Genomic DNA, 24003 nt, shown 5'->3' on the forward strand with positions numbered 1-24003 from the left:
GCTTATTTCTGATAGATTTTTGACAGATCCTGGAACAGATAGACCGGTTTCGGCTCCGCTTCCTCGGTACCGCCAAAACGCTTGTCTACCGCGACGGTCGCATTGGTATAGGCGATCGGGTAGTACGTCATGTCGTTCGCCACGGTCTGCTGAATTTGCTTGTAGATATCGGCACGTTTCGCGGCGTCGGTTTCCACGGCGCCTTTATCCCACAGGGCATCAAACTGCGGATTTTTGTAGTGCGCGTAGTTATAGGCTTCGTTGCTCATGAACAGCGATTTGTAGCCGTCCGGCTCTGAGCCCATGATGTAGCCGCCCAGGTTCAGCTCCCACGCGGTGTTGTTCATATCGAGGCTGCGCTGAGACATGGCGTTGGAGTCCAGCGGCATCAGCTCCACGTTCACCCCAATGCCCTTCAGCGCCTGCTGAATGTAGAGCGCCATGCTCTCCTGGGTTTTGTTGGTATTCACATACGCCAGGCGCAGCTTGAGGTTGTCCGGCGCGCCGGACGCTTTAAGCAGCTCTTTGGCTTTTTGCAGGTCGAATGTGTATTGCTCGACGTCATCCGTCTTGTAAAGCGTATCGGGCGTCAGGAAGGACGTCGCGGGTTTGGCGTAGTCCAGCGAGGTAAAGGCGGTCTGGGTCAGCTCGTCTTTGTTGATGGCGTACGCAATGGCCTGACGCAATTCTTTGCTCTTCATTACCGGCACGTTCTGGTTGAACGTCATATAGGCCAGACGGCCTTCCGGATAGACCACGAAGTCAAACTTACCGGTATTTTTCAGGCGGTTCACATCCTGCGGGTCAACCATCTTGAGGTTGATTTCACCGTTTTGCAGCGCAAGGTTGGCGGCGTTACTGTCTTTGGCGAAACGGTAGGTCACCGAATCTAGCTTCGCTTTGCCGTTCCAGTAATCGTCAAAACGGGTCAGGGCATAATATTGTCCGGCGCGGTACTCTTTAAATTTGAACGGCCCGGAGCCGACCGGTGCATCGTTTTTGCTGCTCTTTTCCAGGTCGCCTTCGCCGGCGAACACGTGCTGCGGGATCGGGTAGATCTGTACCAGCGTGCCGGTAAAGGCCGCGCTGACCTGCGGTAAGGTGAACTTAACGGTGCGGTCGTCAACCTTGCTTACCTGTACCGGCTTATCGCCGTAGGTGAACATGCTGCGGAAGAAGCTGTGCTGTTTGGCATCCAGCAGCTTATTGAAGGTGAAGACCACGTCGTCCGCCGTCAGCGGCTGGCCGTCCTGCCATTTCAGGTTCGGTTTTAACGTCAGGGTGTAGCTGAGGTTGTCGGCAGAGGGCGTCAGGCTTTCCGCCAGGCCCCATTCGATCTTACCGTTGTTGAAGCTATAGAGGGGAGCATACAACGCTTGCATGATCGTCAACGTGGTACGGTCGCTGGCGTAGAGCGGATTTACAGCTAACGGGTCGCCGGAGGTAATACCGATAATCAGCGAACCGCCCGCTTTTGGCGCATCGCTTTTTGCCGCTGAGGGCGTATTTGTCTCTTTATTTTTCGCATCATCACAGCCCGCCAGGCCTAACGCGAGCGAAACAACCACTGCCGATAACAGAAGCTTGCGCATCTCACTAACTCCTTGCCTTATAAAGTGTTTATGACTGCATCTTTTATTTATGTTGAAGCATCATATGCAGCTTTATCCGTTTACGCATTAATTATGAAAATGCGATTTTCGATTAAGCTTATGCCGGATTTGATATATATAAGCGCCGGAAGGAATAGCGGTTAATTGCTTGCGCTCACAACGTTAAACGCTTCACAAATCTCCTGCTACACTGCCTCAACACATCACTCAAAAGGCAGGCCAACATGTCAGACAACACGTATCAGCCACCCAAAGTGTGGGAATGGAAAAAGAACAACGGCGGCGCGTTCGCCAACATCAACCGCCCCATTTCCGGCGCGACCCATGAGAAAGATCTTCCTGTCGGCTCTCACCCGCTGCAGCTCTACTCGCTGGGCACACCGAACGGCCAGAAGGTGACGATCATGCTCGAAGAACTGCTGGCGCTGGGCGTAACGGGCGCGGAGTACGACGCGTGGTTGATCCGCATCGGCGAGGGCGATCAGTTCTCCAGCGGCTTCGTGGAGGTGAACCCGAACTCGAAAATACCGGCGCTGCGTGACCACTCCACGAACCCGCCAACGCGCGTCTTTGAATCCGGCAATATCCTGCTCTATCTGGCGGAGAAATTCGGCCACTTCCTGCCGAAAGATCCGGCGGGACGCACCGAGACGCTGAACTGGCTGTTCTGGCTGCAGGGCGCGGCGCCGTTCCTCGGCGGCGGTTTTGGCCACTTCTATAACTATGCCCCGGTGAAAATTGAGTACGCGATTGACCGCTTTACCATGGAAGCCAAACGCCTGTTCGACGTGCTGGATAAACAGCTGGCGCGCGGTCGCTACGTGGCGGGTGAGGAGTACACCATTGCGGATATCGCCATCTGGCCATGGTTCGGCTGCGTGGCGCTGGGCAGCGTGTATAACGCCGCTGAGTTCCTCGACGCAGAAAAGTACACCAACGTGCAGCGCTGGGCGAAAGACGTGGCGAATCGCCATGCCGTTAAGCGCGGACGCATCGTTAACCGCACCAGCGGCGAGCTGAACGAGCAGCTCCACGAACGCCACGCGGCGAGCGACTTCGAGACCAATACGGAAGATAAGCGTCAGGCGTAATGTTCTGCCGGGCGGATCGCCGCCCGGCAACCGAGATCCTTTCGCAGGGCATGATTGGCCTAAAGGTTGAGCCGGTATTGCTGGCACTATCTGTGCGTTTTTCTCACCTCAGAGTGAGAAGCGACGTATCAACCGACAGCAGTCACAAAGGATCTGTTATGAAACTGATTAAAACAACGCTGGTTATCAGCGCCCTCATTTTTTCCACCTCGGGAATGGCCATCGATAAAACCGCCGCTGGCGCGGTAGCAGGCGCTGCCATTGGCGCGGCCACGGGCAAAGATCTGAAATCCACCGTTGGCGGTGCCGTTGTTGGCGCAGGCACGGGTGCCATGTTCAAAAACGGCGACAGGGGTAAAGCCGCGCGTAAAGGCGGCGCCGTAGGGGCTGCCGTGGGCGCAGGCGCTGCGGCGGTTACCGGCAAGAGCGTGCTGAAAGGTGCAGCCGTTGGCGCGGGCACGGGCGCGCTGATTGGTGAAGCGACGCACTGATAAACGCCGTAGTTCTGACTTTAGAATCGGTATGATGATGAAACCCAGCTATTATGCTGGGTTTTTTGTCTTATCTCGGTTCCGTTTGAGAAACGGGAAGTATTACCGCGATCGTTACGGGTAGCCTCCTGTTTGCGGTATCCTTACGTTCGGGACTTTCTCCGGAAAGTTGTCCGCATTTCATGTTCCGTAATTTCTTTTATTTTGCTTACGCTGGCCACCTGGGATTATTGGTCTGATACAGTATACTTTCGCCTGTTTAGGGAGGACGTGATGGCTATCAGTGAGAAAGACCTGCTTGAGGCAGGTTTCAGCAAAAGCGAAGTAGACAATTTACAGGGCCGACTCGCAGCAGCCGGAGGCACAATGCAGCATCTCATCGATGCGCTATCACGGCGCTTCCGGGTTTCGGTATGGATCACGGTCGCGCTGGTTCTGGTTATGCTGGTCACCCTTATCGCTGGCAGCCGGACACACATTCTTTCCGGGGGCATGAGTTCCCTTGTTGTCCTGATCATTGCCTGGGTGACCTTTCCACCAGCTCTGGGCTGGAAAGCATTCCGCCTGCAGAAGACTATTTCCCGGAAGGCTCGATAGTCAGTAAATCAAGCGCCACTTTGGCTTTAACACCCCATCCCGCAATTTTAAGCGCCATCGCGGGACGTGGCGTATCGGATACTTTCCTGAAGAAATCGGGCCTGGTCCAGTACCACAGCCGTTGCGCTTCGGGTTTCAGCCTCAGACCATACGCGCCGTAGACTTCACTAAAGAGCGTGACAGCCTTGTAGGTCCCCAGCCCCTGCTGCCGGCTGAAGCCCAGGAATTCTGCGACCTCCATTGAGCCGTCAGCGAAAATTCCCTCCGTCTGCTTATCACCGAGCAGGTTGTGTGCGGCCTCACGTGAAATAGTGTTAAGCCCGTTAACAACAATCACGGCACCGGCCACCACCCCCAACGGCGTCATGGAGGACATCATGACGATCCCACCAAAGATAGCCGCTCCGGCTACCACCACGTCAACAGCTGAGATGATGTAACCTACAATTTTGTTCTCGTGCCGGACAACCTTCACCTCGGCATAGAGTTTTGCATAGCCGGTTTTGAGAGAATGGGACTGTTAAAGCAGACTGGTGTTCTCTGCACGCAACGCCTGCAGGCAGGCCATACAGTCATCATCCGTTTTTGCCCGGCGTGCGGCCTCAAACTGGGCCATGATGAATGCCCTGATCTCATCCACAAACTGAATCCGGATAAAACCATCCTGAAGATGCATAGCCGCGACCGTGTTGGCCGTATTAACCAGTTTTCTGGCCTCCAGATTGATCATAGTTTCCGCCCAGGCTCGGGGATTCTGGCCGGGTAAAAGCAACGTGTCCATTTTATCGCCTCGCTGATCTGTTTCAGAAAGCATATTCCCGAAACGATTTTTGACAACAAAAAATGGGTATTGCCCCGGCAATATTGCAGAACTAACCGATACCGCATCGCGGCATGGAGGCGAGAGGTAAAGATAAAGGGCTCCATTTGGAAAACGGAGCCTACTCTGAACTATATACAAGCCCGTTCGAACAACCGCCCTGCGGCTGGCGTTAACCCTGACATATGCATGCAGGCATGCACCATTCCCGGCAACCGTTCACAGCGCACAGGCACCCCCGCCTCCTCAAGCCGTCGCGCATACGCTTCAGCCTCATCGCGCAGGGGATCATATTCACAACTCAGGATGGTTGCTGGCGGTAACCCCCTCAGCGAGGCCATATGCAGCGGCTCGGCATAGGGATGACGACGGTCTCCCAGATAGTTTTCCCAGCAAAACGCCATCGCATCACGCGTTAAAAAATAACCTTCAGCATATTCACAATAGCTTTCGGTCGACATTTCGCGACTTAATGCCGGGTAGAGCAGCAACTGATGCTCAATGTGAGGTCCGCCGCGATCCCGGGCCAGCAGCGCTGTCGCTGCAGCGAGATTTCCGCCTGCACTGTCGCCCCCCACCGCCAGACGGGTCGCATCTATCCCCAGAAGCGCGGCCTGTTCACTGGCCCAGTATAGTGCCTGATAAACATCTTCTAACGGCCTTGGGAAGGGGAACTCCGGCGCCAGACGGTAATCCACGGAGAGTATTTTCCTGCCAGTGGCATTGGCCAGTGCCTGACAGGGTCGATCATAGAGCGACAGCGACCCCAGACACCATCCACCGCCGTGAGCAAATAGTATTGCAGGCTGCGCAATGTCCGCGTTTGAGGCTGCTGGGGTATAGGCACGAAGGGCAATGGCGTAACCATCATCGGCGATGACAACATAGTCCTGCATGTCATCGCTTAATTCATCCTCTCCCTGCAGCCGCAACAAATCTACTTCGGTGGCGGCACGCAGGTCGCCTAACGACGCCGGTTGCGGCGCGCCCGATGATGCAGCCAGAAAGTCAGCAATGTGTTTATCAAGCGGCACGATCGTTGCCCTCTGAGAGAAAGGGCACGATCAGCCCAATAAACGCCTCATGACACTCTTCGGTAATAAAATGCCCGCAGTCCGCCACCGTCTCGCCACGCAGATCAAGGGCATTGCCCTGGAGGGTTATCAGCGGTGCATCGCGCGTGGCATGTTCGGCCCCCACCGTTAATACCGGCATGGTTAAAGGCGTTTGCGCACGGCGCTGGTTCTGCCGGATGGTTTCCGGGATAGCGCGATAATAGTCGAAGCCCGCACGCAGCCCGCCGGGTGTCGAATAGGCGGCGATATACACCTCTGCAGCGACCTGTTCACGGCGATGCGACCAGCGATCGAAAATATAGCTGAGATACTGTGATTCGCGCCCGCTGGTCAGGGTCTCGGGGAGATCCGCCAGTTGATTGAACATGAAGTGCCAGAGAAAGATGTTCTCTTCCGGTGCGACGAAAATCGGTGGTGGCGGTGCCAGTCCAGGGATCACCGCTTCTGTCAGCACAAGTCGTTCTATTGCCTGAGGAAAATCGCTCGCTATGGCATAGCCAACCCACATGCCGATATCGTGGCCCACTATGCGATAACGCGCATGCCCCAACTGCGCCATCATGGTATGCAGCATGGCACCGACACGTCCGGTGTCATAGCCGTCGCGCGGTTTATCGGACTCACCAATACCCGGAGGGTCGACCGCTATCGCCTGAAAACCCGCCGCCGCCAGCGCCTGAAGAACATAGCGCCAGGTATACCAGGTCTGCGGCCAGCCCGGTATCAGTAATACCGGTTGACCTTTTCCCACCACGACGCAATGGATGCGCTGTCCGTTCACTTTCGTATAGACGTGTTCTGCCCTGAGATCCGCATGCGCGATCTCACCGTATTGTTGTTCCATGGGGACTCCCTGTAATGTCGTGGCTTAGCGAATGCCGAGTAGTGCGTTGATTTGCTGAGGGTTAACCGGCGCACCGGCGAAATCATCAAAGACTTTATCGGTAATGTGAATAATATGGTCGCGGATGAACGTAGCCCCTTCTCTGGCACCATCCAGCGGGTTTTTCAGACAGCACTCCCACTCCAGGGTTGCCCAGCCAGCATAATCGTATTGGGTCAGCTTCGAGAAAATGGCCCTGAAATCCACCTGGCCGTCACCCAATGAGCGAAAACGTCCTGCACGATCAACCCATGACTGATAGCCACCATAAATACCCTGACGACCGGTCGGATTAAATTCAGCGTCTTTCACGTGGAACATGTTGATCATGTCCTTATAAATATCAATAAACTCCAGATAGTTAAGCTGCTGGAGCACCATGTGGCTGGGGTCGAAAAGTATCCGGCAGCGGGGATGTTCTTTTACCCTTTGATAAAACATTTCAAACGTCACCCCATCATGCAAATCTTCACTCGGGTGGATCTCATAGCAGAGGTTAATGCCCTGCTCTTCGCAGGCGTTAAGTACCGGCATCCAGCGTCTGGCCAGCTCGTCAAAGGCGGTTTCAATTAACCCTTCCGGGCGCTGCGGGAACGGGAACAAATAGGGCCACGCCAGCGAGCCAGAAAAGGTACCCAGATCGCTGAGGCCAAGCCTGGCAGAGGCCTTGACCGCCATCAGCAGCTGTTGCCGTGCCCATTCGCTACGGGCCTGCGGGTTGCCGTGGACTTCCGGCGGCGCAAAGCTGTCGCATAAGCTGTCGTAAGCAGGATGGACCGCCATCAGTTGGCCGAAGATATGGCTGGTCAGTTCACTCACCACCAGGCCATGCTCCGCCAGCATACCGACCAAATCATCACAGTAGGTCTGACTTTCTGCGGCCGTCGCCACGTCGAAGAGACGGCGATCCCATGCCGGAATTTGCAGGGCGTTAAAACCCGTTTCCGCCGCCCACCGGGCTATCGCAGGCAAATCATTAAAGGGGGCCGCGTCATCGCTGAACTGGGCCAGATGGAGAGAGGGACCTTTGAGGGTTTTCATCGTATACTCCTATTGTTTGTCGATTGACAAACAATAGGAGTAAAGCCGGATAACCGCAAGCGAAAATTATAAATTCGTTGGTAATCCAGATGATTTAGGCGATCCTGTTGCACAGAATTCAGGACCAACCGGAGCAACAAAATGGCAGGCAGACCGCGCCAGTTCGATCGTGACCAGGCGCTTATCAAAGCGCGCAACCTGTTCTGGAGACAGGGTTATGAAGGAACCTCGATGTCAGATCTGGTGGCAGAGCTGGGGATCGCGTCGGCACGGATTTACAAGGCGTTTGGTTCAAAAGAACAGCTCTTTCGGGAAGCTATCGCTGATTACGAAAATCAGGAAGGCAGTTTTGCGGATCGGGCCTTAGCCGCTGGGGGCACAGTGCGGGATACCCTCCAGACGCTATTAATGGATGCGGTTCACCTGTACTGCCATCCGGATTTGCCGCAAGGATGTATGGTGGTGGCCTCTGCAGCCAGCGTCAGCGCAGAAAATGAGCCGATCAAAACCTGGCTGGCGCAGCATCGCCTGCAGCGTACACAGCAGATCATCGACCGTCTCCATCAGGCAGTGCAAAACGGTGAACTGCCGGATACGACCGATGCAGAGAGTCTGGGAGACTATTTCGCCGTCTTTTTACACGGTTTGTCGGTGCAGGCCCGGGACGGTGTTCCGGAATCACGTTTGCAGGCGGCGGTTAAGCAGGCGCTTAACCTGCTGCCGCCTTCCTGAGTGCGACGCTGAGGAAGGCCGCACAGCGTGGCCTTAGCGCATTCTGCCGTAAGGCGGAATTACTGACACGTTACGCAAAATCGCATCAATGGTGATCGTCATACTGATGCTCAATCACCATTCCTTCCGCCACGCTCGCCACATGGCGTGCACGCGGATGATAGACCGGTGCAGGGGCGGCATACGTTGTTTGTACAGGTGCAGGCGCAACGCTTACCGCCTCAGGAACCGTGGCTGACTGCGGAACAATCACGACCTTATACCCGGTGGGGACATCGACCGTGACGCTCTGGGCCATCGCTGTATTGACCACGACAAAACCTGCAAGGGCTGCTAATAAAATAATACGGTTTTTCATAAATTGAATTATTTCCGGCTTCAAGAAGATAATTCATTATGTCGGCGAATTCTTAAGACAATATTAATTTTCATGTTCTGGAATGTGCAGAAAATGCCAAATATATTGTTACAAGCGAATATTTTAATATTTGAAATATATTGACTTACGTTTTTTTAAAAAGGCGGCAAGAAATACGCTTGCATGCCGCCTCGCCTGTTATGTTAATACTTTATATCCCGCGCTTTTTGCCGTCCGGCCTGTTTCATCTGACGCTTGTCCTGGCGGCAGTCGTGATTACTCTGGTTATTGTTCGCCACGCAGGTCTGTTTCACCTGCCGTGACGCGTCGCGGGTTTCCTGCCTGACATCACGCGCCACGCGCCGCTCCTGCGCCTGCTGGGTCGCGCTGGTGGAAACCGAGAAAAGCGTCAGAAAAATGAGAGAAAGGACAGGGATAAAAGATAACGATCTGTTCATAGCAACACCTCGTAGAAGAGAGTCCAGAACGTCAGGGGTTAGCAAAAGAATAGCAGTTTCAGAGCACGCGGAATGGGGAAGGCGTTAATAATGTAAGGCCGCTCAAGGCGGCCTTATCACGTTGCGTTATGCCGTCAGGCGGAACTTCTGCACCGAGCGCTGAAGATCTTCGGTCTGACGCTCCAGCGCCGAAGCCGCCGCGGAAACCTCCTCCACCAGCGAGGCGTTTTGCTGGGTGACGCCGTCCATCTGCGTAATGGCGATACCGACCTGCGAAATGCCTTTACTCTGCTCCTCAGAGGCAGAGGCGATTTGCTTCATAATGGTCGTCACTTCCGTCACGTCCCGCAAAATCGCATCCATGGTCGTCCCCGTGTCGCTTACCAGCTTTGCACCCTGCTCGACGCGGGAAACGGAATCGGTAATCAGCCCTTCAATCTCTTTCGCCGCGTTGGCGCTGCGGCTTGCCAGGTTGCGAACTTCGCCCGCCACGACGGCGAAGCCGCGCCCCTGTTCGCCCGCGCGTGCTGCTTCAACCGCCGCGTTAAGTGCCAGAATATTGGTCTGGAAGGCAATGCTGTTAATGACGTTGGTGATTTCAGCAATTTTCTTCGAGCTTTCCGAAATACCGCTCATGGTGCTTACCACCTCTTCCACCAGCGAACCGCCGCGGCTGGCGGTGGTTGAGGCCACATCGGCCAGTTGGCTTGCCTGGCGGGCGCTCTCCGCGTTCAGTTTCACCGTAGCGGTCAGCTGTTCCATGCTGGCTGCCGTCTCTTCCAGTGCCGCCGCCTGCTCTTCGGTACGGGAGGAGAGATCGTTGTTACCGCTGGAAATCTCCGTCGCCCCGCGCCAGATATTTTCACTGCCGGAGCGGATCGTGCTGACCGCCTCGCGCAAGCTGTCCTGCATGGCGCTCAGCAGCGGCACCAGCTGTCCCACGCAGTTGCGGCCGAACGGCTCAATGGGCTGGCTGAGATCGCCCTGAGCAATCTGGCGGAACTGCTGGCGAATGCGGTCCAGCGGTTTGACCAGCATCGCGACCAGGTAACGGTCGGTGAAGAGCAGGATCAGCAGACCGACGATCGTGGCGACGATAATCACCGTACGGGTCATGCTGGTCAGGCCGTCCACCACCACGCGGGTGCTGTCGAGCGACTTTGCGGCAGCACTGTTGAACTCTTCAGCCGCCGCGCCGAACGCGCGGCTCAGCGTTGGCGTGACGTTATTGGCCTGCTGACGATAGCCGTCCAGCGCGCCCAGTTTCGCCTGCTGCATTTGCGGCGTCACGCCCTGTTCGAGCAGCGCCTGCCATGCACCGATCACCCGGGAAGAGACCTGGGGATCCATTGGGCCTGGGGAGATCGCCTTCATCTCGGCCAGCTTCTTGCCCATGTTATCCAGCGCCTGCTGGGCAGAGGCCAGATCCGGCGTGCCGCCTGCGGCTTTGACTTCCATTGCGCGGCTCAGACGGGTCACAAAGCGGAAATACTGATCGTTGCCCTGGCTGAGCACCGTCATCTGCTTGACCAGCTGGCGGTCCACCTCGTTGCCATCTGAAACGCGAGACAGAGACCAGGTGCTGTAGAGCCCAACACCCGCCCACATTAAACAAAAGATCCCGAGAATCGCCAGCATGACGAAACGGATCGTGAAATTACGGAGCATATTCATAAGTCTTCCTTGCCGTGAGGGTGAATTCGCCCAGAGGCGAGTCTTACCCTCGTTATCGGCAGAAACTGACGAAGTTATACTATTTCGCGCGTAATTTTATAAAAATCTTCGCTACCCTGCCGTTCGCCGGAAAAGGATAATCACTGCGGGGAAAATCTTACTGCTCAATACATGTTTTCATATTTCAGCAGCCGTCGAAATGTAAAACAGACAAACAGTTAATTAACCTCACAACCCGAAAGGATGAATACCCTGATGAATGAGACGGTCAAAGAACCGCACGACCGGTCAAGAAACCCTTTAATTTGTATGCAAATCATTCCAAAGCATTTAGCTCATGAATTAAATTAAATTTATTAATCAAATTTAATTATTTAAACGCTAATTATTGTGCAGGATATTTTTTTAGATTTCATTACATCCTTACCTGCTGAGGAAGTTCTTATTTTAAATAAATTCATTTAAAAAGAGCCGGACAATTTTCGACTCATCCAGAGAACTTCAAATGCGCAAATTAATGAATCGTACATTGCTTTCGCAATGTGTATTAGTGGCTTTAACGTCATTTGGCGCCCAGGCTAACGTAACACCCGCTACGCCCTGCCAGCCGGGCGTGACATCGCAGACCTGCGGCTTAACGAAATATGTAGATAATAGTTTCTATGAAGATCCCGGCGTGACTAATGCCATTATGGCCGACACCACCGCAAATAATATCTTTATGGATGGAAGCCGTGAATCAGGGGATACCCAGTCATTAACCGTTTCTGGTACCGACATGTCCGGCCATTATATTCAGGGCAGCAACGGGGGGACGGCTAATATTACGGTGAATAACGGCGCCACCGTCGATATGATCGAAGTGGGCAATACCGGTGCAACCACCAATACGACGGTGACCATCGATGACGCCACGCTGAATGGCGAAAATGACGCCGGAAGCTACGAGGGCAAGAAAGCCTATATGATGGGTTCCGCCATTTATCTCGACCCCATGGATAAAGGTTACCACACCGTCAACGTTGAGGACGGCAGCATGCTGCACGGCAGTATTCTCAGTGCGGGAGCCGGTGCACAAAATATTGCCATCAGCAACAGCACGATGGATAAAGGCGGTATTTACGCGGGTAGCGATAAATCTGATACCAATATTACGCTGACTAACGCTTCCGTGGATGCCTCACAGAGCGAAATCGCGCAGAACATCGACACGCTGGCGGTAAAACTGAGCGGATATAAGCCCTTCAGCGACATCAACCTGGATGCCTTTGGCGATGTCGCCATCGCGATGTACGGAACGAAGGCTGATTCGCTGGCGCTGGATAACAGTACGGTCACCGGCGACATTGGGGCCTTTAACGAAAACGGCACCACGCTGATTTCATTGACCAATAACAGCGTGGTAAATGGCAATGTGACCGTTGATGGTAACGCCGCAAATTCCGTTCTGGTGGATAACAGCACCGTGAATGGCGAGATAAATACCAGCCAGAGTACGGGCAATAGTACAATTACGCTGCAGAACAACGCGACCGTCAACGGTGATATTACAACGGGTGCAGGTGATGATACGGTCGTCCTGACCAATGATTCACATGTCAATGGCAATGTTAACGGTGGTGACGGCAGCGATACCCTGTCAATGGATGCGGGCAGTTCTATATCCGGACAAATAAGCCAGTTTGAAACGGTAAATACCACCAGTGATAACAGCATTGCCATTGATAAAATTAACGATGCAACCAGCTGGAGTTTGCAAAACGGTTCAACCCTGATTGCCAACACCACCGGCAGCAATGCGCTGGTTACCATGAGCACCGACAGCTACGTGAATTTCGGTAATATTACCGGCGCCAATAACGCCGTGGTGGTGAACAGCATTACGCCATCAGCGCAAAATCAGCAGGGAATAGTCCTGGGGACCTTCACCACGTCGGGCAGCAGTGCGCCGCAGAATTATGCAGCAGCCACGTTTACCAACGGCGACCAGACCGTGGAGAACCGTAGCGGCGCGTATAACTACAACAACAGTCTGAATATTGTTGCGGCCGACAGCGCGCCTCAGGCTCAGCTGACTGCAGATAATAGCCAGAGCTGGAATATTGAATTTAACAGCCAGAAGGGCAACCTTGCGAGCGACGTTCAGGGGCTGGTAGCCGGCCTGGATGCAGCGGAACAGGCCGGGCATCAGGTAGCGGATGACATCAGCAACCACATGAACCAGGTGCATCTGGCAAACCTGCTGGGAGAACAGCAGGACGGTGCGCAGGTCTGGGGCGATTTCCTTTATCAGAACGGTAATTTCAGCAACGACGTCGACTATAAAAGCATCACTCAGGGTGCGCAGGGCGGCGTAGACTGGACGGCGCATCTGGACAACGGCGACAGCGTCACCGGCGGTATCGCGCTGGCGTGGACGCGCAGCCGCGTGCAGGACACCAGCGACGGCGCGGATAGCTTCAAAGACAGCGTTTACGGTAACTACTACAGCCTGTATGGCGGCTGGCAGCAGGCGCTGAACGGCCGAACCTGGGGTCTGTTTGCTGACGGCAGCTTCAGCTACGGCGATATGCGTTACTCGCTGTCTGCCAACAACGTGACGGGCGATACCAGCGGCATGACGGAAGCGCTGCACGGCTCCACCGATGGCAGTATGTATCTGGCGCAGGCCCGCACCGGGGTGAACGTGTTGCTGCCAGGCGAAACGCTGCTGCAACCCTACGCCACTCTTGGCTGGGATCAGACCAAAGCGAACGGCTTCTCTGACAGCGAAGTCACCTTTGCCGACAGCCAGGTCTCTTCCTGGAACGGCGGCGCGGGCGTGAGGCTCACCACCACCCTTCGCGATTTGAACAAGAACGTGAAGGTGATGCCGTGGATCGACGCGCGCTTCCAGAAAGAGTTCAGCGATGACACCGACATTCAGGCGGCGGATTATCACAATACCTCCGGTCACAACAACACCATGGGCATCTTTGGGGCAGGTATCAACGCCACCATCGCCCATAACTTCACCCTGACCACCGGCGTCTATGTCGGTACTGGCGATGTGGATAACGATGCCAGCGTACAGGCGGGGATGAGCTACAGCTTCTGATTGTCGTCTGATTGCCCGGTGACCTGCGTGTACCGGGCAGTGCGGGACTCAACGTCTGACGCATCCCGGGGAAAATTGCTGGCAGGGAGTTCTGCCATCGCTTCTCCCCGGGATTTGTGTTTTGATAAGGACAGAATGAAAACGCCGTTTCAAAAATTCATCGATAAGAAAAGGAGACATCATGTCCTGGTACCCTGCCCCTGACCGCTACGAGAACATGCAGTACCGCCACTGTGGCAAAAGCGGCCTTCGCCTGCCCGCGCTGTCGCTTGGCCTGTGGCATAGCTTCGGCCATATTCAGCCTCTTGATGCCCAGCGGGCGCTGCTGCGTAAAGCCTTTGACCTCGGCATTACCCATTTCGACCTTGCCAACAACTACGGCCCGCCAGCAGGCAGCGCGGAAGAGAATTTTGGCCGTCTGCTGCGGGAGGACTTTGCCGCGTATCGCGACGAGCTGGTTATCTCCACCAAGGCGGGTTACGACATGTGGCCCGGGCCATACGGCTCAGGCGGATCGCGCAAATATCTGCTCGCCAGCCTCGATCAGAGCCTGAAACGCCTGGGCGTCGACTACGTGGATATTTTCTATTCCCACCGCGTGGATGAAACCACGCCGATGGAAGAGACGGCCTCTGCGCTGGCGCAGGCTGTTCAGAGCGGCAAGGCGCTGTACGTGGGCATTTCCTCCTATTCAACCGAGCGCACGCAAAAAATGGCCGAGCTGCTGCGCGAGTGGAAGATCCCCCTGCTGATCCACCAGCCGTCCTATAACCTGCTCAACCGCTGGGTCGATAAGACCGGTTTGCTGGATGCGCTGGCGGCCAACGGTACAGGATGTATCGCCTTTACCCCGCTGGCGCAGGGGCTGCTGACCGGAAAATACCTGAACGGTATTCCTGAAGATTCACGCATGCAGCGTGAAGGCAAGAAAGTCCGCGGTCTGAACGAAAAAATGCTGACCGAAGCCAACCTGAACAGCCTGCGTTTGCTGAGTGAAATGGCGCAGGCGCGGGGTCAGACTATGGCGCAGATGGCGTTGAGCTGGCTGCTGAAAGATGCGCGCGTGACGTCAGTGCTGATTGGCGCAAGCCGCCCGGAACAGATTGAGGAGAACGTTCGGGCGCTGGATAACGTGTACTTCAGTGAGGACGAACTCAAGCGGATTGACCAGCATGTTGCGGATGGGGAGTTGAACCTGTGGCAGGCGTCGTCTGATAAATAAGGCCGCACCGAGCAGTCCCCTCTCCCCTTTGGGGAGAGGGTTAGGGTGAGGGGTAAGGCGTACTTTACTTCTTACTGATCTTATCCAGATACCCCATCACAAACGCAGACAGCACAAACGTCAGATGGATAATGACGTACCACATCAGTTTGTTATCCGGCACGTTCTTCGCGTCCATAAACACGCGTAGCAGGTGGATAGAAGAGATCGCCACAATCGACGCGGCCACTTTATTCTTCAGCGACGAGGCATCCATTTTGCCCAACCAGCTGAGCTTCTCTTTGCGCTCGTCGATATCCAGCTGAGAGACGAAATTCTCGTAGCCGGAGAACATCACCATTACCAGCAGCCCGCCCACCAGGGTCATATCCACCAGCGACAGCAGAACCAGAATCAAATCCGCCTCGGCAATGGAAAAGATATTCGGCAGAACGTGCAGGATTTCCTGAAAGAACTTAATCGTCAGCGCGATAAGCGCCAGCGAAAGGCCAAAATAGACAGGGGCCAGTATCCAGCGAGAGGCGTACATGGCATTTTCAAAAAAGCGTTCCATAAAGTCCTGTTTGCAAAAGAAACCAGCGCCCAGTATATCCCAATGGCGCTGACTGTTTGCAATAGCTCACCAGTATGGTCACTCAGACGTTGTCGGGGTTAACCTCGGGACGGGCGTATTCCGGCCAGACCAGCACCACCAGCTCCGGGTAGGCTTCAAGGCTGAACTCACGAAAACACTGACGCAAATTTAATACGTCCAGATCGGAATAAGAGACCTTCTCGCCGTTAAGGCAGCGTTTTTTGATATTGTCATAATATTTATACACGGCTGAATTGAGATCGCTACAGCGACGCTGTGCTTCAAACAGTCCGGGCGTGTCATTAATTTCCGACATTTTCATGCGTTTAATTGTCGCGTGTAAAAAGTCGATATATTCATGGTTCACCCGCCAGTACCAGACAGGCGTAACGGAGTTCATCAATACAGAGAAATGGTCTTCTCCTTCCTCTTTTGTCATGAGTTCCGGTTGCGGCGGTTCACTGGTGTCTTTCGACACTTTCGTTTTATTGAACTCCTGCATCAATAAAAGCACACCAGCGGTCAGTAATAGTAATGTGATGACCGTAAAAAAGATGCTGTTCATGGGTAGGCTCCATTTTTTTTGATTTTAAATTTGCCTCATGATATTGTCAACGAATCTCACGCCTTTACCAACCCCACCCTGTTGAAATTAAAGGAAATTAAAAATGCTGCCCGACTATCTCGTCCCGGCTAAGTACCACATTACGCCTGTGGAACAGCAACCGACGGAAGCAGAAAAAGAGGTCAGTTTCACTCAGGGGAAAAGAAAGCTCTCTGATTTCGAGCCTGATATATTAATTGGTGTTTCCCGTACCGGCAAATCCCGTAATATGTTGCTGGAAGAGCACGATCGTCATATAAAAGACCGCTTATTTCGCGCCATAAAAATTGAAGCTTTTGTCCACCTGCTGAATGATCTGCAGGCCGAAGGTGAAATAGATGCCCAGAAACTAAGTCAAATATTGGCCGAAAAAACCAAAGAAATTAACGAAGCGGGCAATGAAATTTGGCTTAACTTAATTACGCGCGAAAAAAACAACCCAATTTTTTATAGCCTGGGGGAGGATTAACGTGAAGGAAGTTAAAAATAACGACGTTTATTTGACTTTGGATGATAAAAAAAGTGATGAATTTATCTTAAAGCAAAATCTCGACGCGCTGCGAAACACAAAAAATGACGAGATGACGCGCATTACACAAGACCTGGTATCGATCCCGGCGACGCTGGTGCGGCTGAAATGGCAGAATCGCCGTGAGATTTATCCGCTGCAGGTCAAAGAAGAAATTTACGGTGCCGTGATGAACGCCATCATGGAACAGCGGCCAGAGCTAAAAGAGAAGCTTCTGGGACGCCTTGAGGCCAACTACCAGTACCTGCTTGCCAGAGAGATCGCCACCCTGCGTCTGACGCGCAAACTGTCAGACGGCGAGTACCGTACCTCAAACGTCACCTGCGTTGCGCTTGATGAGGACGCGCTGGCAACCCCCTCTACCGCACCGACGGAAAATAAGAACGCATAAACCCAACAGGCATAAAAAAAGCCGGCTTTCGCCAGCTTCTTTATCACTTCGCGGCCGCTTTCTCTTCGCCGACCAGCCCAATCTTCAGATAACCCGCCTGATGCAGCGTGTCCATTACCTTCATCATGGTTTCATAATCCACGGTTTTATCCGCACGGAAGAAGACCGTGGTGTCTTTTTTACCGCCGGTAAGCTGATCCAGCGCCGGGATAACAGAGTCGGCCGTTACCGGGTCGTTACCGAGGAACATCGATTTATCGGCCTTCACGGACAGATAGACAGGCTTTTCCGGGCGCGGCTGCGGCTGGCTGGACGAGGCTGGCAGATTCACCTTCACGTCCACCGTCGCCAGCGGCGCGGCCACCATGAAGATGATCAGCAGAACCAGCATGACGTCGATAAACGGCGTCACGTTGATCTCATGCATTTCGCCGTTATCGTCCAGATTTTCGTTTAGACGCATCGCCATAATATCAACCCACGCGCAGTTTGGACGCCGCGTGCACCGGCTTAACGGCGCTGGCATTCAGGTCGAGATCGCGGCTCTGCAGCAGCAGAACCTGCGCGGCAACGTCACCGAGGGTGGCTTTGTAGCTGCCAATCATGCGCGCGAAGATGTTGTAGATAACCACCGCCGGAATCGCCGCGACCAGACCAATCGCCGTCGCCAGCAGCGCTTCGGCGATACCCGGCGCAACGACCGCCAGGTTGGTGGTTTGGGTCTGCGCGATACCGATAAAGCTGTTCATGATGCCCCAGACCGTACCGAAAAGACCGATGAACGGCGAAATCGCGCCGATGGTGGCCAGATAACCATTGCCGCGCCCCATGTGTCGGCCAACCGCCGCCACGCGACGCTCCAGACGGAAACCGGTACGCTCCTTGATGCCTTCGTTATCTTCACTGCCCGCGGAGAGTTCCAGCTCGTTCTGTGCTTCATTCACGAGCAGGGTAGTCAGGCTTTTCGCGTGGAAGGATGAGGTCATATCTGAGGCCTGATCCAGAGAGCGGGCTTCTGCCAACTGCTGCTGTTCCCGCTTGAGGCGACGCTTCTGCGAAAGCAGCTCGGCGCTCTTGCTGAAGAAGATAGCCCAGGTGACAACGGACGCCAGAATCAGGCCGATCATCACAATCTTAACCACGATGTCAGCATGCTGATACATGCCCCAAACGGAGAGATCCGCCTGCATCAAATTATTACCCACTCTGTATCTCCAGGACGCAAATCACAAAATCTGAACGTAATAATATCAAAACATCGTCGAATTGATAGTAGTTCTCATTAGTATTTGCATAGTGCCGCAATTTTCGTTCACTTTCCTTGCGCTTACGCAGTAAAAATTTCTTATGCGCTTTTTTGCTAATATTTTCTGCTTATTCGATAAGCCTGCGGGTGCAGTTTTTTCCAATCGTGGTAGTCTGGACGTCCAGACGTATAAAAACAGGGTTAGCGAACATGACAACGAAGCATCTTGATACCACGCTGGTACAGGCAGGACGCAGCAAAAAATATACTCAGGGATCGGTCAACAGCGTGATTCAACGCGCCTCCTCGCTGGTGTTTGACACCGTTGAGGAGAAAAAAAACGCCACGCGCAACCGCGCAAAAGGCGGGCTGTTTTATGGCCGTCGCGGCACGCTAACCCACTTTTCTCTGCAGGAAGCGATGTGCGAACTGGAAGGCGGCGCAGGCTGCGCGCTGTTCCCGTGCGGCGCGGCGGCGGTCGCCAACACCATTCTGGCGTTTGTGGAACAGGGCGACCATATCCTGATGACCAACACCGCCTATGAACCCAGCCAGGACTTCTGTACCAAAATCCTCAGCAAGCTCGGCGTGACGACCGGCTGGTTCGACCCGCTGATTGGTGAAGGTATTGCCGAACTTATTCAGCCAAACACGCGCATTGTGTTCCTGGAATCGCCGGGGTCGCTCACCATGGAAGTTCACGACGTGCCGGCTATCGTCAAGGCCGTGCGCAGCAAAGCGCCAGAGGCGATCATTATGATCGACAACACCTGGGCGGCAGGCGTGCTGTTCAAAGCGCTGGAATTCGACATTGATATTTCCATCCAGGCGGCGACGAAATACCTGATTGGCCACTCTGACGGCATGATTGGTACTGCGGTTTCCAACGCGCGCTGCTGGGATCAGCTGCGTGAAAACGCCTATCTGATGGGCCAGATGGTGGATGCCGACACGGCGTACATGACCAGCCGCGGACTCCGCACGCTGGGCGTTCGCCTGCGTCAGCACCACGAAAGCAGCCTGAAGGTGGCCGAATGGCTGGCGCAGCATCCGCAGGTTGAGCGCGTAAACCATCCGGCGCTGCCGGGCAGTAAGGGGCATGAATTCTGGCAACGTGACTTTACGGGCAGCAGCGGTTTGTTCTCGTTTGTGCTGAAAAAACGGCTGAATAATGACGAGCTGGCAAGCTATCTGGATAATTTTAGCCTCTTCAGTATGGCCTACTCATGGGGCGGTTTTGAATCCCTGATCCTGGCTAACCAGCCGGAGCAGATCGCGGCCCTGCGCCCAGGTGGTGAAGTGGCCTTCAGCGGTACCCTGATTCGACTGCATATCGGTTTAGAAAATGTTGACGATCTGATTGCGGATTTAGCAGCAGGGTTCGAGCGTATCGTGTAGAGTGCTGGCTGAAAATGTACTCTCTGGACGCTTTTGTGGACACCGCAAGCAGAAAAGTCTGCATGAGTTGCGCCCGGGATCAAACCCGACGGGCGAATTAGGGAGTACAATAGCGCTATATCTGCTGTTCCACAGGAAAGTCCATGGCTGTTATTCAAGATATTATCGCGGCGCTCTGGCAACATGATTTTGCCGCCCTGGCGGATCCTCACGTCATAGGCGTCGTCTATTTCGTGATGTTCGCAACGCTGTTTCTGGAAAATGGATTACTGCCAGCCTCGTTTTTACCCGGTGACAGTCTGCTTTTGCTTGCCGGGGCGTTGATCGGCAAAGGCGTCATGGACTTTACGCCCACGATGGTTATCCTCACTTCCGCAGCCAGCCTGGGCTGCTGGCTGAGCTATCTGCAGGGCCGCTGGCTCGGCAACACGCGCGTGGTCAAAAGCTGGCTGGCGCAGTTACCCCATAAATACCATCAGCGTGCAACCTGCATGTTTGACCGACACGGCCTGCTTGCGCTGCTGGCCGGACGTTTTCTGGCGTTCGTTCGCACCCTTCTGCCGACGATGGCGGGCATTTCCGGTTTGTCGAACCGCCGCTTCCAGTTCTTCAACTGGCTGAGCGCCCTGCTTTGGGTTGGCGTGGTGACGACATTCGGCTACGCGCTGAATATGATCCCCTTCGTGAAACACCACGAAGATCAGGTGATGACCTTCCTGATGGTGCTGCCGATGTTCCTGCTGGTGGCGGGTCTGGTGGGCACCATCGCGGTAGTGATTAAGAAGAAGTACTGCAGCGCGTGATAAAAAATTGCCGGGTGGCGGCTACGCCTTACCCGGCCTACGTTTCCCCTCAGGCTCCCTGCATCGTTCTTATACGCGACGCATCCTCTCCCGGCGTGACGCCGAAATAGCGCTTAAACTCCCGACTGAACTGCGACGCACTTTCATAGCCCACCCGCATCGCCGCCGCGCTGGCCTTCATGCCGTCGTGGATCATCAGCATTCGCGCCTTATGCAGCCGGTAGGTTTTGAGGTACTGCAGCGGCGAAGTGCTGGTCACCGATTTAAAGTTATGGTGAAACGCCGAGACGCTCATATTGGCTTCCGCCGCCAGCTGGTCGACGCTGAGGTTTTCGGTGTACTGGCTTTCGATACGCTTGAGCACGCGGCTTATCAGGCTGAAGTGGGTCTGTCGGCTCACCAGGGCAAGTAACGCGCCGCCGCCCGGGCCCAGCAGCACGTGGTACAGAATTTCTCGGATAATCTGCTTGCCCAGTATGCGCGCGTCCAGCGGCCTCTCCATGACGTCCAGCAGACGCTCAATGGCGCAAAGGATCTCTTCCGACAGCGTTGCCGAGTTGATCCCGCTTGAGGCCATCGAAGGCTGGAAGAGTTCGTCTTCGCCAATCTCCATCAGCAGCTCCTGCAGCTGGAGGATGTCGACATTGACGCGGATCCCCGCCAGCGGAACCGCCTCTGTCGCGAAGGTTTCACATTCGAAGGGTAAAGGTACTGTCAGCAGCAGATATTCATTGGTGTCGTAGCGGAACACGCGCTCGTTGATATAGCCAATTTTATGGCCTGAAAAGAGAAAAACGATGCCCGGCTGGTACATGACCGGCGTGCGCGTTCCGGGCTGCGTGCCGTAGAGCAGGCGAATGTCCGGCAGCAGATCGCTGGCACGATTTTCATTATCTATCAATCTCTTAATCTGCGCAGTGAGCTGCTGGCAGATAGCCTCACGGTTCATCTTGCGTTACTCCGGGTGCGGTTTTCGACGTTGACAGTGTGCGTTGTTTTCCGCGCTTTCTCCAGCGCTCTGTAGAAATGGGCAAGACATCGGCAGGAATGTGCATTGAGGGCGTAGCCCCGGACGGCCACAATGTGCAGCATCAGGTCGCCCTCTGCGCACCACGGTTTTTCACCCACTAAAGGGAACGAGCAATGAACAACTTTAATCTTCACACCCCAACCCGCATTCTGTTTGGTAAAGACGCTATCGCTGACCTGCGCGCACAGATCCCTGCTGACGCCCGCGTGCTGATCACCTACGGTGGCGGCAGCGTGAAAAAAACCGGCGTGCTGGATCAGGTTTACAGCGCGCTGGACGGTCTGGACGTGCGTGAGTTCGGCGGCATTGAGCCAAACCCGTCCTACGAAACGCTGATGAACGCGGTGAAAATCGCCCGCGAAGAAAACATCACCTTCCTGCTGGCGGTCGGCGGCGGCTCCGTGCTGGACGGCACCAAATTCATCGCGGCGGCAGCGCACTATGCTGACGGCATCGATCCGTGGCACATTCTGGAAACCCGCGGCAGCGACATCAAAAGCGCCATCCCGATGGGCTCCGTGCTGACCCTGCCAGCGACGGGTTCTGAATCCAACAAGGGCGCGGTCATCTCCCGTAAAACCACCGGTGATAAGCAGGCCTTCATGAACGAACACGTTCAGCCTGTCTTCGCCATCCTGGACCCGGTCTACACCTACACCCTGCCTGCGCGTCAGGTCGCGAACGGCGTGGTCGATGCCTTTGTGCATACCGTCGAGCAGTACGTCACGTATCCGGTGAATGCCAAAATCCAGGATCGTTTTGCGGAAGGCATTCTGCTGACGCTGATTGAAGAAGGTCCGAAAGCGCTGAAAGAGCCGGAAAACTATGACGTTCGCGCCAACGTGATGTGGGCCGCCACCCAGGCGCTGAATGGCCTGATCGGTGCTGGCGTGCCGCAGGACTGGGCGACCCACATGCTGGGCCACGAGCTGACGGCGATGCACGGTCTGGATCATGCGCAGACGCTGGCCGTTGTGCTGCCTGCGCTGTGGAATGAAAAACGTGATACCAAACGCGCCAAACTGCTGCAGTACGCTGAGCGCGTGTGGAACATCACCGAGGGTTCTGACGATGCGCGTATTGATGCCGCCATCGAAGCGACCCGCAGCTTCTTTGAAGGTCTGGGCGTGCCAACGCGTCTGTCTGGCTACGGTCTGGACGGCAGCTCCATCCCAGCCCTGCTGGCGAAACTCGAAGAGCATGGCATGACCCATCTGGGCGAGCACGGCGACATCACCCTGGACGTCAGCCGCCGTATTTACGAAGCGGCACGCTAAGCGTTTTTGTCCCCCCGACTTTCGTTTTTTGACATTTCGTCCAGACTTAATGCACACCCCATCGCCGGAGTCTCCCTCCGGCGATGCGCACCTGAAGGAGGAAAAATGGCAAACCAAACCGTAATCAAGCTGCAGGACGGCAACGTGATGCCCCAGTTGGGGCTAGGTGTATGGAAAGCCGGTAACGACGAGGTCGTCTCCGCCATTCATAAAGCCCTGGAAGTCGGCTACCGGTCGATTGACACCGCCGCCGCGTACAAAAACGAGGACGGCGTGGGGACCGCACTGGCCAGCGCCGGTGTCCCCCGCGATGAGTTATTCATCACCACGAAACTGTGGAATGACGATCAAAAGCGTCCCCGCGAAGCCCTGCAGGAGAGTCTGGAGAAGCTCCAGCTCGATTTCGTCGACCTGTATCTCATGCACTGGCCGGTTCCGGCCATCGACCATTACGTTGATGCCTGGAAAGGGATGATTGAACTGCAAAAAGAGGGGCTGGTGAAAAGCATCGGCGTCTGTAACTTCCAGGTTCATCACCTGCAGCGGCTGATTGACGAGACGGGCGTCGCGCCTGTGATTAACCAGATCGAACTGCACCCGCTGTTGCAGCAGCGCCAGCTTCACGCCTGGAACGCCACGCATAAGATTCAGACCGAATCCTGGAGCCCGCTGGCTCAGGGCGGTGAAGGGGTATTCGATCAGAAAATTATCCGCGACCTGGCGGATAAATACGGCAAAACCCCGGCGCAGATCGTCATTCGCTGGCATCTGGACAACGGCCTGGTGGTGATCCCGAAATCGGTCACGCCATCGCGCATCGCCGAGAACTTCGACGTCTGGGATTTCCGGCTGGACAAAGATGAGCTGGGGGAAATTGCGAAGCTGGATAAGGGCAAGCGGCTTGGGCCAGACCCGGATCAGTTTGGCGGATAATGGAGTAAAAAAGCCGGGTGGCGGCTGCGCCTTACCCGGCCTACGCGCTGACCTGTAGGCCCGGT

At 54.9% G+C, this 24003-nt stretch carries 24 protein-coding genes and 1 pseudogene; 12 read left to right on the top strand and 13 right to left on the bottom strand.

The features are described from left to right. Nucleotides 1–2: 2 nt before the first annotated feature. Nucleotides 3–1592 (bottom strand): ABC transporter substrate-binding protein, encoded by a 1590-nt coding sequence (locus tag FHC48_RS13905; protein WP_059365145.1) that lies wholly within the window; start codon nt 1590–1592, stop codon nt 3–5. 245 nt (nt 1593–1837) lie between these two features. Here FHC48_RS13905 and yghU point away from each other — a divergent pair, with 245 nt between their 5' ends. From yghU to FHC48_RS13920, 3 genes are all read left to right on the top strand, one after another. Continuing rightward, on the top strand, nt 1838–2704 hold the full coding sequence (yghU, locus tag FHC48_RS13910) for a glutathione-dependent disulfide-bond oxidoreductase (protein ID WP_008499796.1): 867 nt from the start codon (nt 1838–1840) through the stop codon (nt 2702–2704). 158 nt (nt 2705–2862) lie between these two features. Beyond that, nucleotides 2863–3195, top strand: coding sequence for a glycine zipper domain-containing protein (locus FHC48_RS13915; RefSeq protein ID WP_059365146.1), 333 nt, complete (start codon nt 2863–2865; stop codon nt 3193–3195). Between the two features lie 273 nt (nt 3196–3468). Then, nucleotides 3469–3792: a hypothetical protein gene (locus FHC48_RS13920; protein ID WP_021242103.1), complete on the top strand. Its 324-nt coding sequence runs from the start codon at nt 3469–3471 to the stop codon at nt 3790–3792. Here FHC48_RS13920 and FHC48_RS13925 read toward each other — a convergent pair. The 4 genes and pseudogenes from FHC48_RS13925 to FHC48_RS13940 form a co-directional block, all read right to left on the bottom strand. Beyond that, a pseudogene (locus tag FHC48_RS13925) lies at nt 3770–4573 on the bottom strand (DUF4225 domain-containing protein). The gene FHC48_RS13920 and the pseudogene FHC48_RS13925 overlap by 23 nt on opposite strands. A 170-nt stretch (nt 4574–4743) precedes the next feature. Then, nucleotides 4744–5646 carry an alpha/beta hydrolase gene (locus tag FHC48_RS13930; RefSeq protein WP_059365147.1) on the bottom strand — a complete coding sequence of 301 codons (903 nt, stop codon included), beginning with the start codon at nt 5644–5646 and terminating at the stop codon, nt 4744–4746. Further along, complete coding sequence (locus FHC48_RS13935; protein WP_059365148.1) at nt 5636–6532, bottom strand: alpha/beta fold hydrolase; 897 nt, start codon at nt 6530–6532, stop codon at nt 5636–5638. The genes FHC48_RS13930 and FHC48_RS13935 overlap by 11 nt, the downstream gene beginning before the upstream one ends. Nucleotides 6533–6556: 24 nt before the next feature. Further along, the gene (locus FHC48_RS13940) at nt 6557–7612 is read right to left on the bottom strand and encodes a sugar phosphate isomerase/epimerase (RefSeq protein WP_059365149.1); all 1056 of its coding nucleotides are present in this window, start codon (nt 7610–7612) and stop codon (nt 6557–6559) included. A gap of 141 nt (nt 7613–7753) precedes the next feature. On the opposite strand from FHC48_RS13940, the gene FHC48_RS13945 reads away from it, so the two are divergent. Then, nucleotides 7754–8344 carry a TetR/AcrR family transcriptional regulator gene (locus tag FHC48_RS13945; protein WP_059365150.1) on the top strand — a complete coding sequence of 197 codons (591 nt, stop codon included), beginning with the start codon at nt 7754–7756 and terminating at the stop codon, nt 8342–8344. Between the two features lie 85 nt (nt 8345–8429). Here FHC48_RS13945 and FHC48_RS13950 read toward each other — a convergent pair whose 3' ends face one another. From FHC48_RS13950 to FHC48_RS13960, 3 genes are all read right to left on the bottom strand, one after another. Beyond that, complete coding sequence (locus FHC48_RS13950; RefSeq protein ID WP_059365151.1) at nt 8430–8702, bottom strand: hypothetical protein; 273 nt, start codon at nt 8700–8702, stop codon at nt 8430–8432. A 203-nt stretch (nt 8703–8905) separates the two neighbouring features. Continuing rightward, entirely contained in the window at nt 8906–9160 is a 255-nt protein-coding gene (locus tag FHC48_RS13955; protein WP_045409503.1) for a hypothetical protein, read from the bottom strand. Nucleotides 9161–9286: 126 nt separating this feature from the next. Next, the gene (locus FHC48_RS13960) at nt 9287–10834 is read right to left on the bottom strand and encodes a methyl-accepting chemotaxis protein (protein ID WP_025912490.1); all 1548 of its coding nucleotides are present in this window, start codon (nt 10832–10834) and stop codon (nt 9287–9289) included. A 550-nt stretch (nt 10835–11384) separates the two neighbouring features. Here FHC48_RS13960 and FHC48_RS13965 point away from each other — a divergent pair. Both FHC48_RS13965 and FHC48_RS13970 read left to right on the top strand, forming a co-directional pair. Continuing rightward, a complete protein-coding gene (locus FHC48_RS13965; protein ID WP_261308053.1) occupies nt 11385–13931 on the top strand; it encodes an autotransporter outer membrane beta-barrel domain-containing protein in 2547 nt (848 codons plus the stop codon). A 181-nt stretch (nt 13932–14112) separates the two neighbouring features. Continuing rightward, entirely contained in the window at nt 14113–15153 is a 1041-nt protein-coding gene (locus FHC48_RS13970; protein WP_058653868.1) for an aldo/keto reductase, read from the top strand. Between the two features lie 64 nt (nt 15154–15217). Here the strand turns inward: FHC48_RS13970 and FHC48_RS13975 are convergent, their stop codons facing one another. Together FHC48_RS13975 and FHC48_RS13980 are read right to left on the bottom strand one after the other, a co-directional pair. Next, entirely contained in the window at nt 15218–15706 is a 489-nt protein-coding gene (locus FHC48_RS13975; RefSeq protein WP_008499805.1) for a TIGR00645 family protein, read from the bottom strand. Nucleotides 15707–15788: 82 nt separating this feature from the next. Next, nucleotides 15789–16292 carry an ESA_00282 family adhesion-associated protein gene (locus FHC48_RS13980; protein WP_008499806.1) on the bottom strand — a complete coding sequence of 168 codons (504 nt, stop codon included), beginning with the start codon at nt 16290–16292 and terminating at the stop codon, nt 15789–15791. A 103-nt stretch (nt 16293–16395) separates the two neighbouring features. On the opposite strand from FHC48_RS13980, the gene FHC48_RS13985 reads away from it, so the two are divergent. Further along, on the top strand, nt 16396–16800 hold the full coding sequence (locus tag FHC48_RS13985) for a hypothetical protein (protein ID WP_008499807.1): 405 nt from the start codon (nt 16396–16398) through the stop codon (nt 16798–16800). 1 nt (nt 16801) lies between these two features. After that, nucleotides 16802–17251, top strand: a complete 450-nt coding sequence (locus FHC48_RS13990; RefSeq protein WP_023294557.1) for a hypothetical protein — start codon at nt 16802–16804, stop codon at nt 17249–17251. A gap of 43 nt (nt 17252–17294) precedes the next feature. Here the strand turns inward: FHC48_RS13990 and exbD are convergent, their stop codons facing one another. Then, entirely contained in the window at nt 17295–17720 is a 426-nt protein-coding gene (gene exbD, locus FHC48_RS13995) for a TonB system transport protein ExbD (RefSeq protein WP_008499809.1), read from the bottom strand. 4 nt (nt 17721–17724) lie between these two features. Further along, the gene (gene exbB, locus FHC48_RS14000) at nt 17725–18456 is read right to left on the bottom strand and encodes a tol-pal system-associated acyl-CoA thioesterase (protein WP_021242115.1); all 732 of its coding nucleotides are present in this window, start codon (nt 18454–18456) and stop codon (nt 17725–17727) included. Nucleotides 18457–18707: 251 nt separating this feature from the next. On the opposite strand from exbB, the gene metC reads away from it, so the two are divergent. Both metC and yghB read left to right on the top strand, forming a co-directional pair. Beyond that, on the top strand, nt 18708–19895 hold the full coding sequence (metC, locus tag FHC48_RS14005; protein ID WP_220418899.1) for a cystathionine beta-lyase: 1188 nt from the start codon (nt 18708–18710) through the stop codon (nt 19893–19895). A gap of 143 nt (nt 19896–20038) precedes the next feature. Beyond that, nucleotides 20039–20698, top strand: coding sequence for a DedA family general envelope maintenance protein YghB (yghB, locus tag FHC48_RS14010; protein WP_008499812.1), 660 nt, complete (start codon nt 20039–20041; stop codon nt 20696–20698). 49 nt (nt 20699–20747) lie between these two features. Here the strand turns inward: yghB and FHC48_RS14015 are convergent, their stop codons facing one another. Continuing rightward, nucleotides 20748–21647, bottom strand: a complete 900-nt coding sequence (locus FHC48_RS14015; protein WP_008502996.1) for an AraC family transcriptional regulator — start codon at nt 21645–21647, stop codon at nt 20748–20750. A gap of 194 nt (nt 21648–21841) precedes the next feature. On the opposite strand from FHC48_RS14015, the gene yqhD reads away from it, so the two are divergent. Both yqhD and dkgA read left to right on the top strand, forming a co-directional pair. Continuing rightward, complete coding sequence (yqhD, locus tag FHC48_RS14020; RefSeq protein WP_008502995.1) at nt 21842–23005, top strand: alcohol dehydrogenase; 1164 nt, start codon at nt 21842–21844, stop codon at nt 23003–23005. 105 nt (nt 23006–23110) lie between these two features. Next, complete coding sequence (gene dkgA, locus FHC48_RS14025; RefSeq protein ID WP_021242117.1) at nt 23111–23938, top strand: 2,5-didehydrogluconate reductase DkgA; 828 nt, start codon at nt 23111–23113, stop codon at nt 23936–23938. The last annotated feature ends 65 nt before the right edge of the window (nt 23939–24003 follow it).

Origin of the sequence: Enterobacter sp. EC_50, from assembly GCF_019584525.1 — a bacterium.
Taxonomy (GTDB): Bacteria; Pseudomonadota; Gammaproteobacteria; order Enterobacterales; family Enterobacteriaceae; genus Enterobacter; species Enterobacter roggenkampii.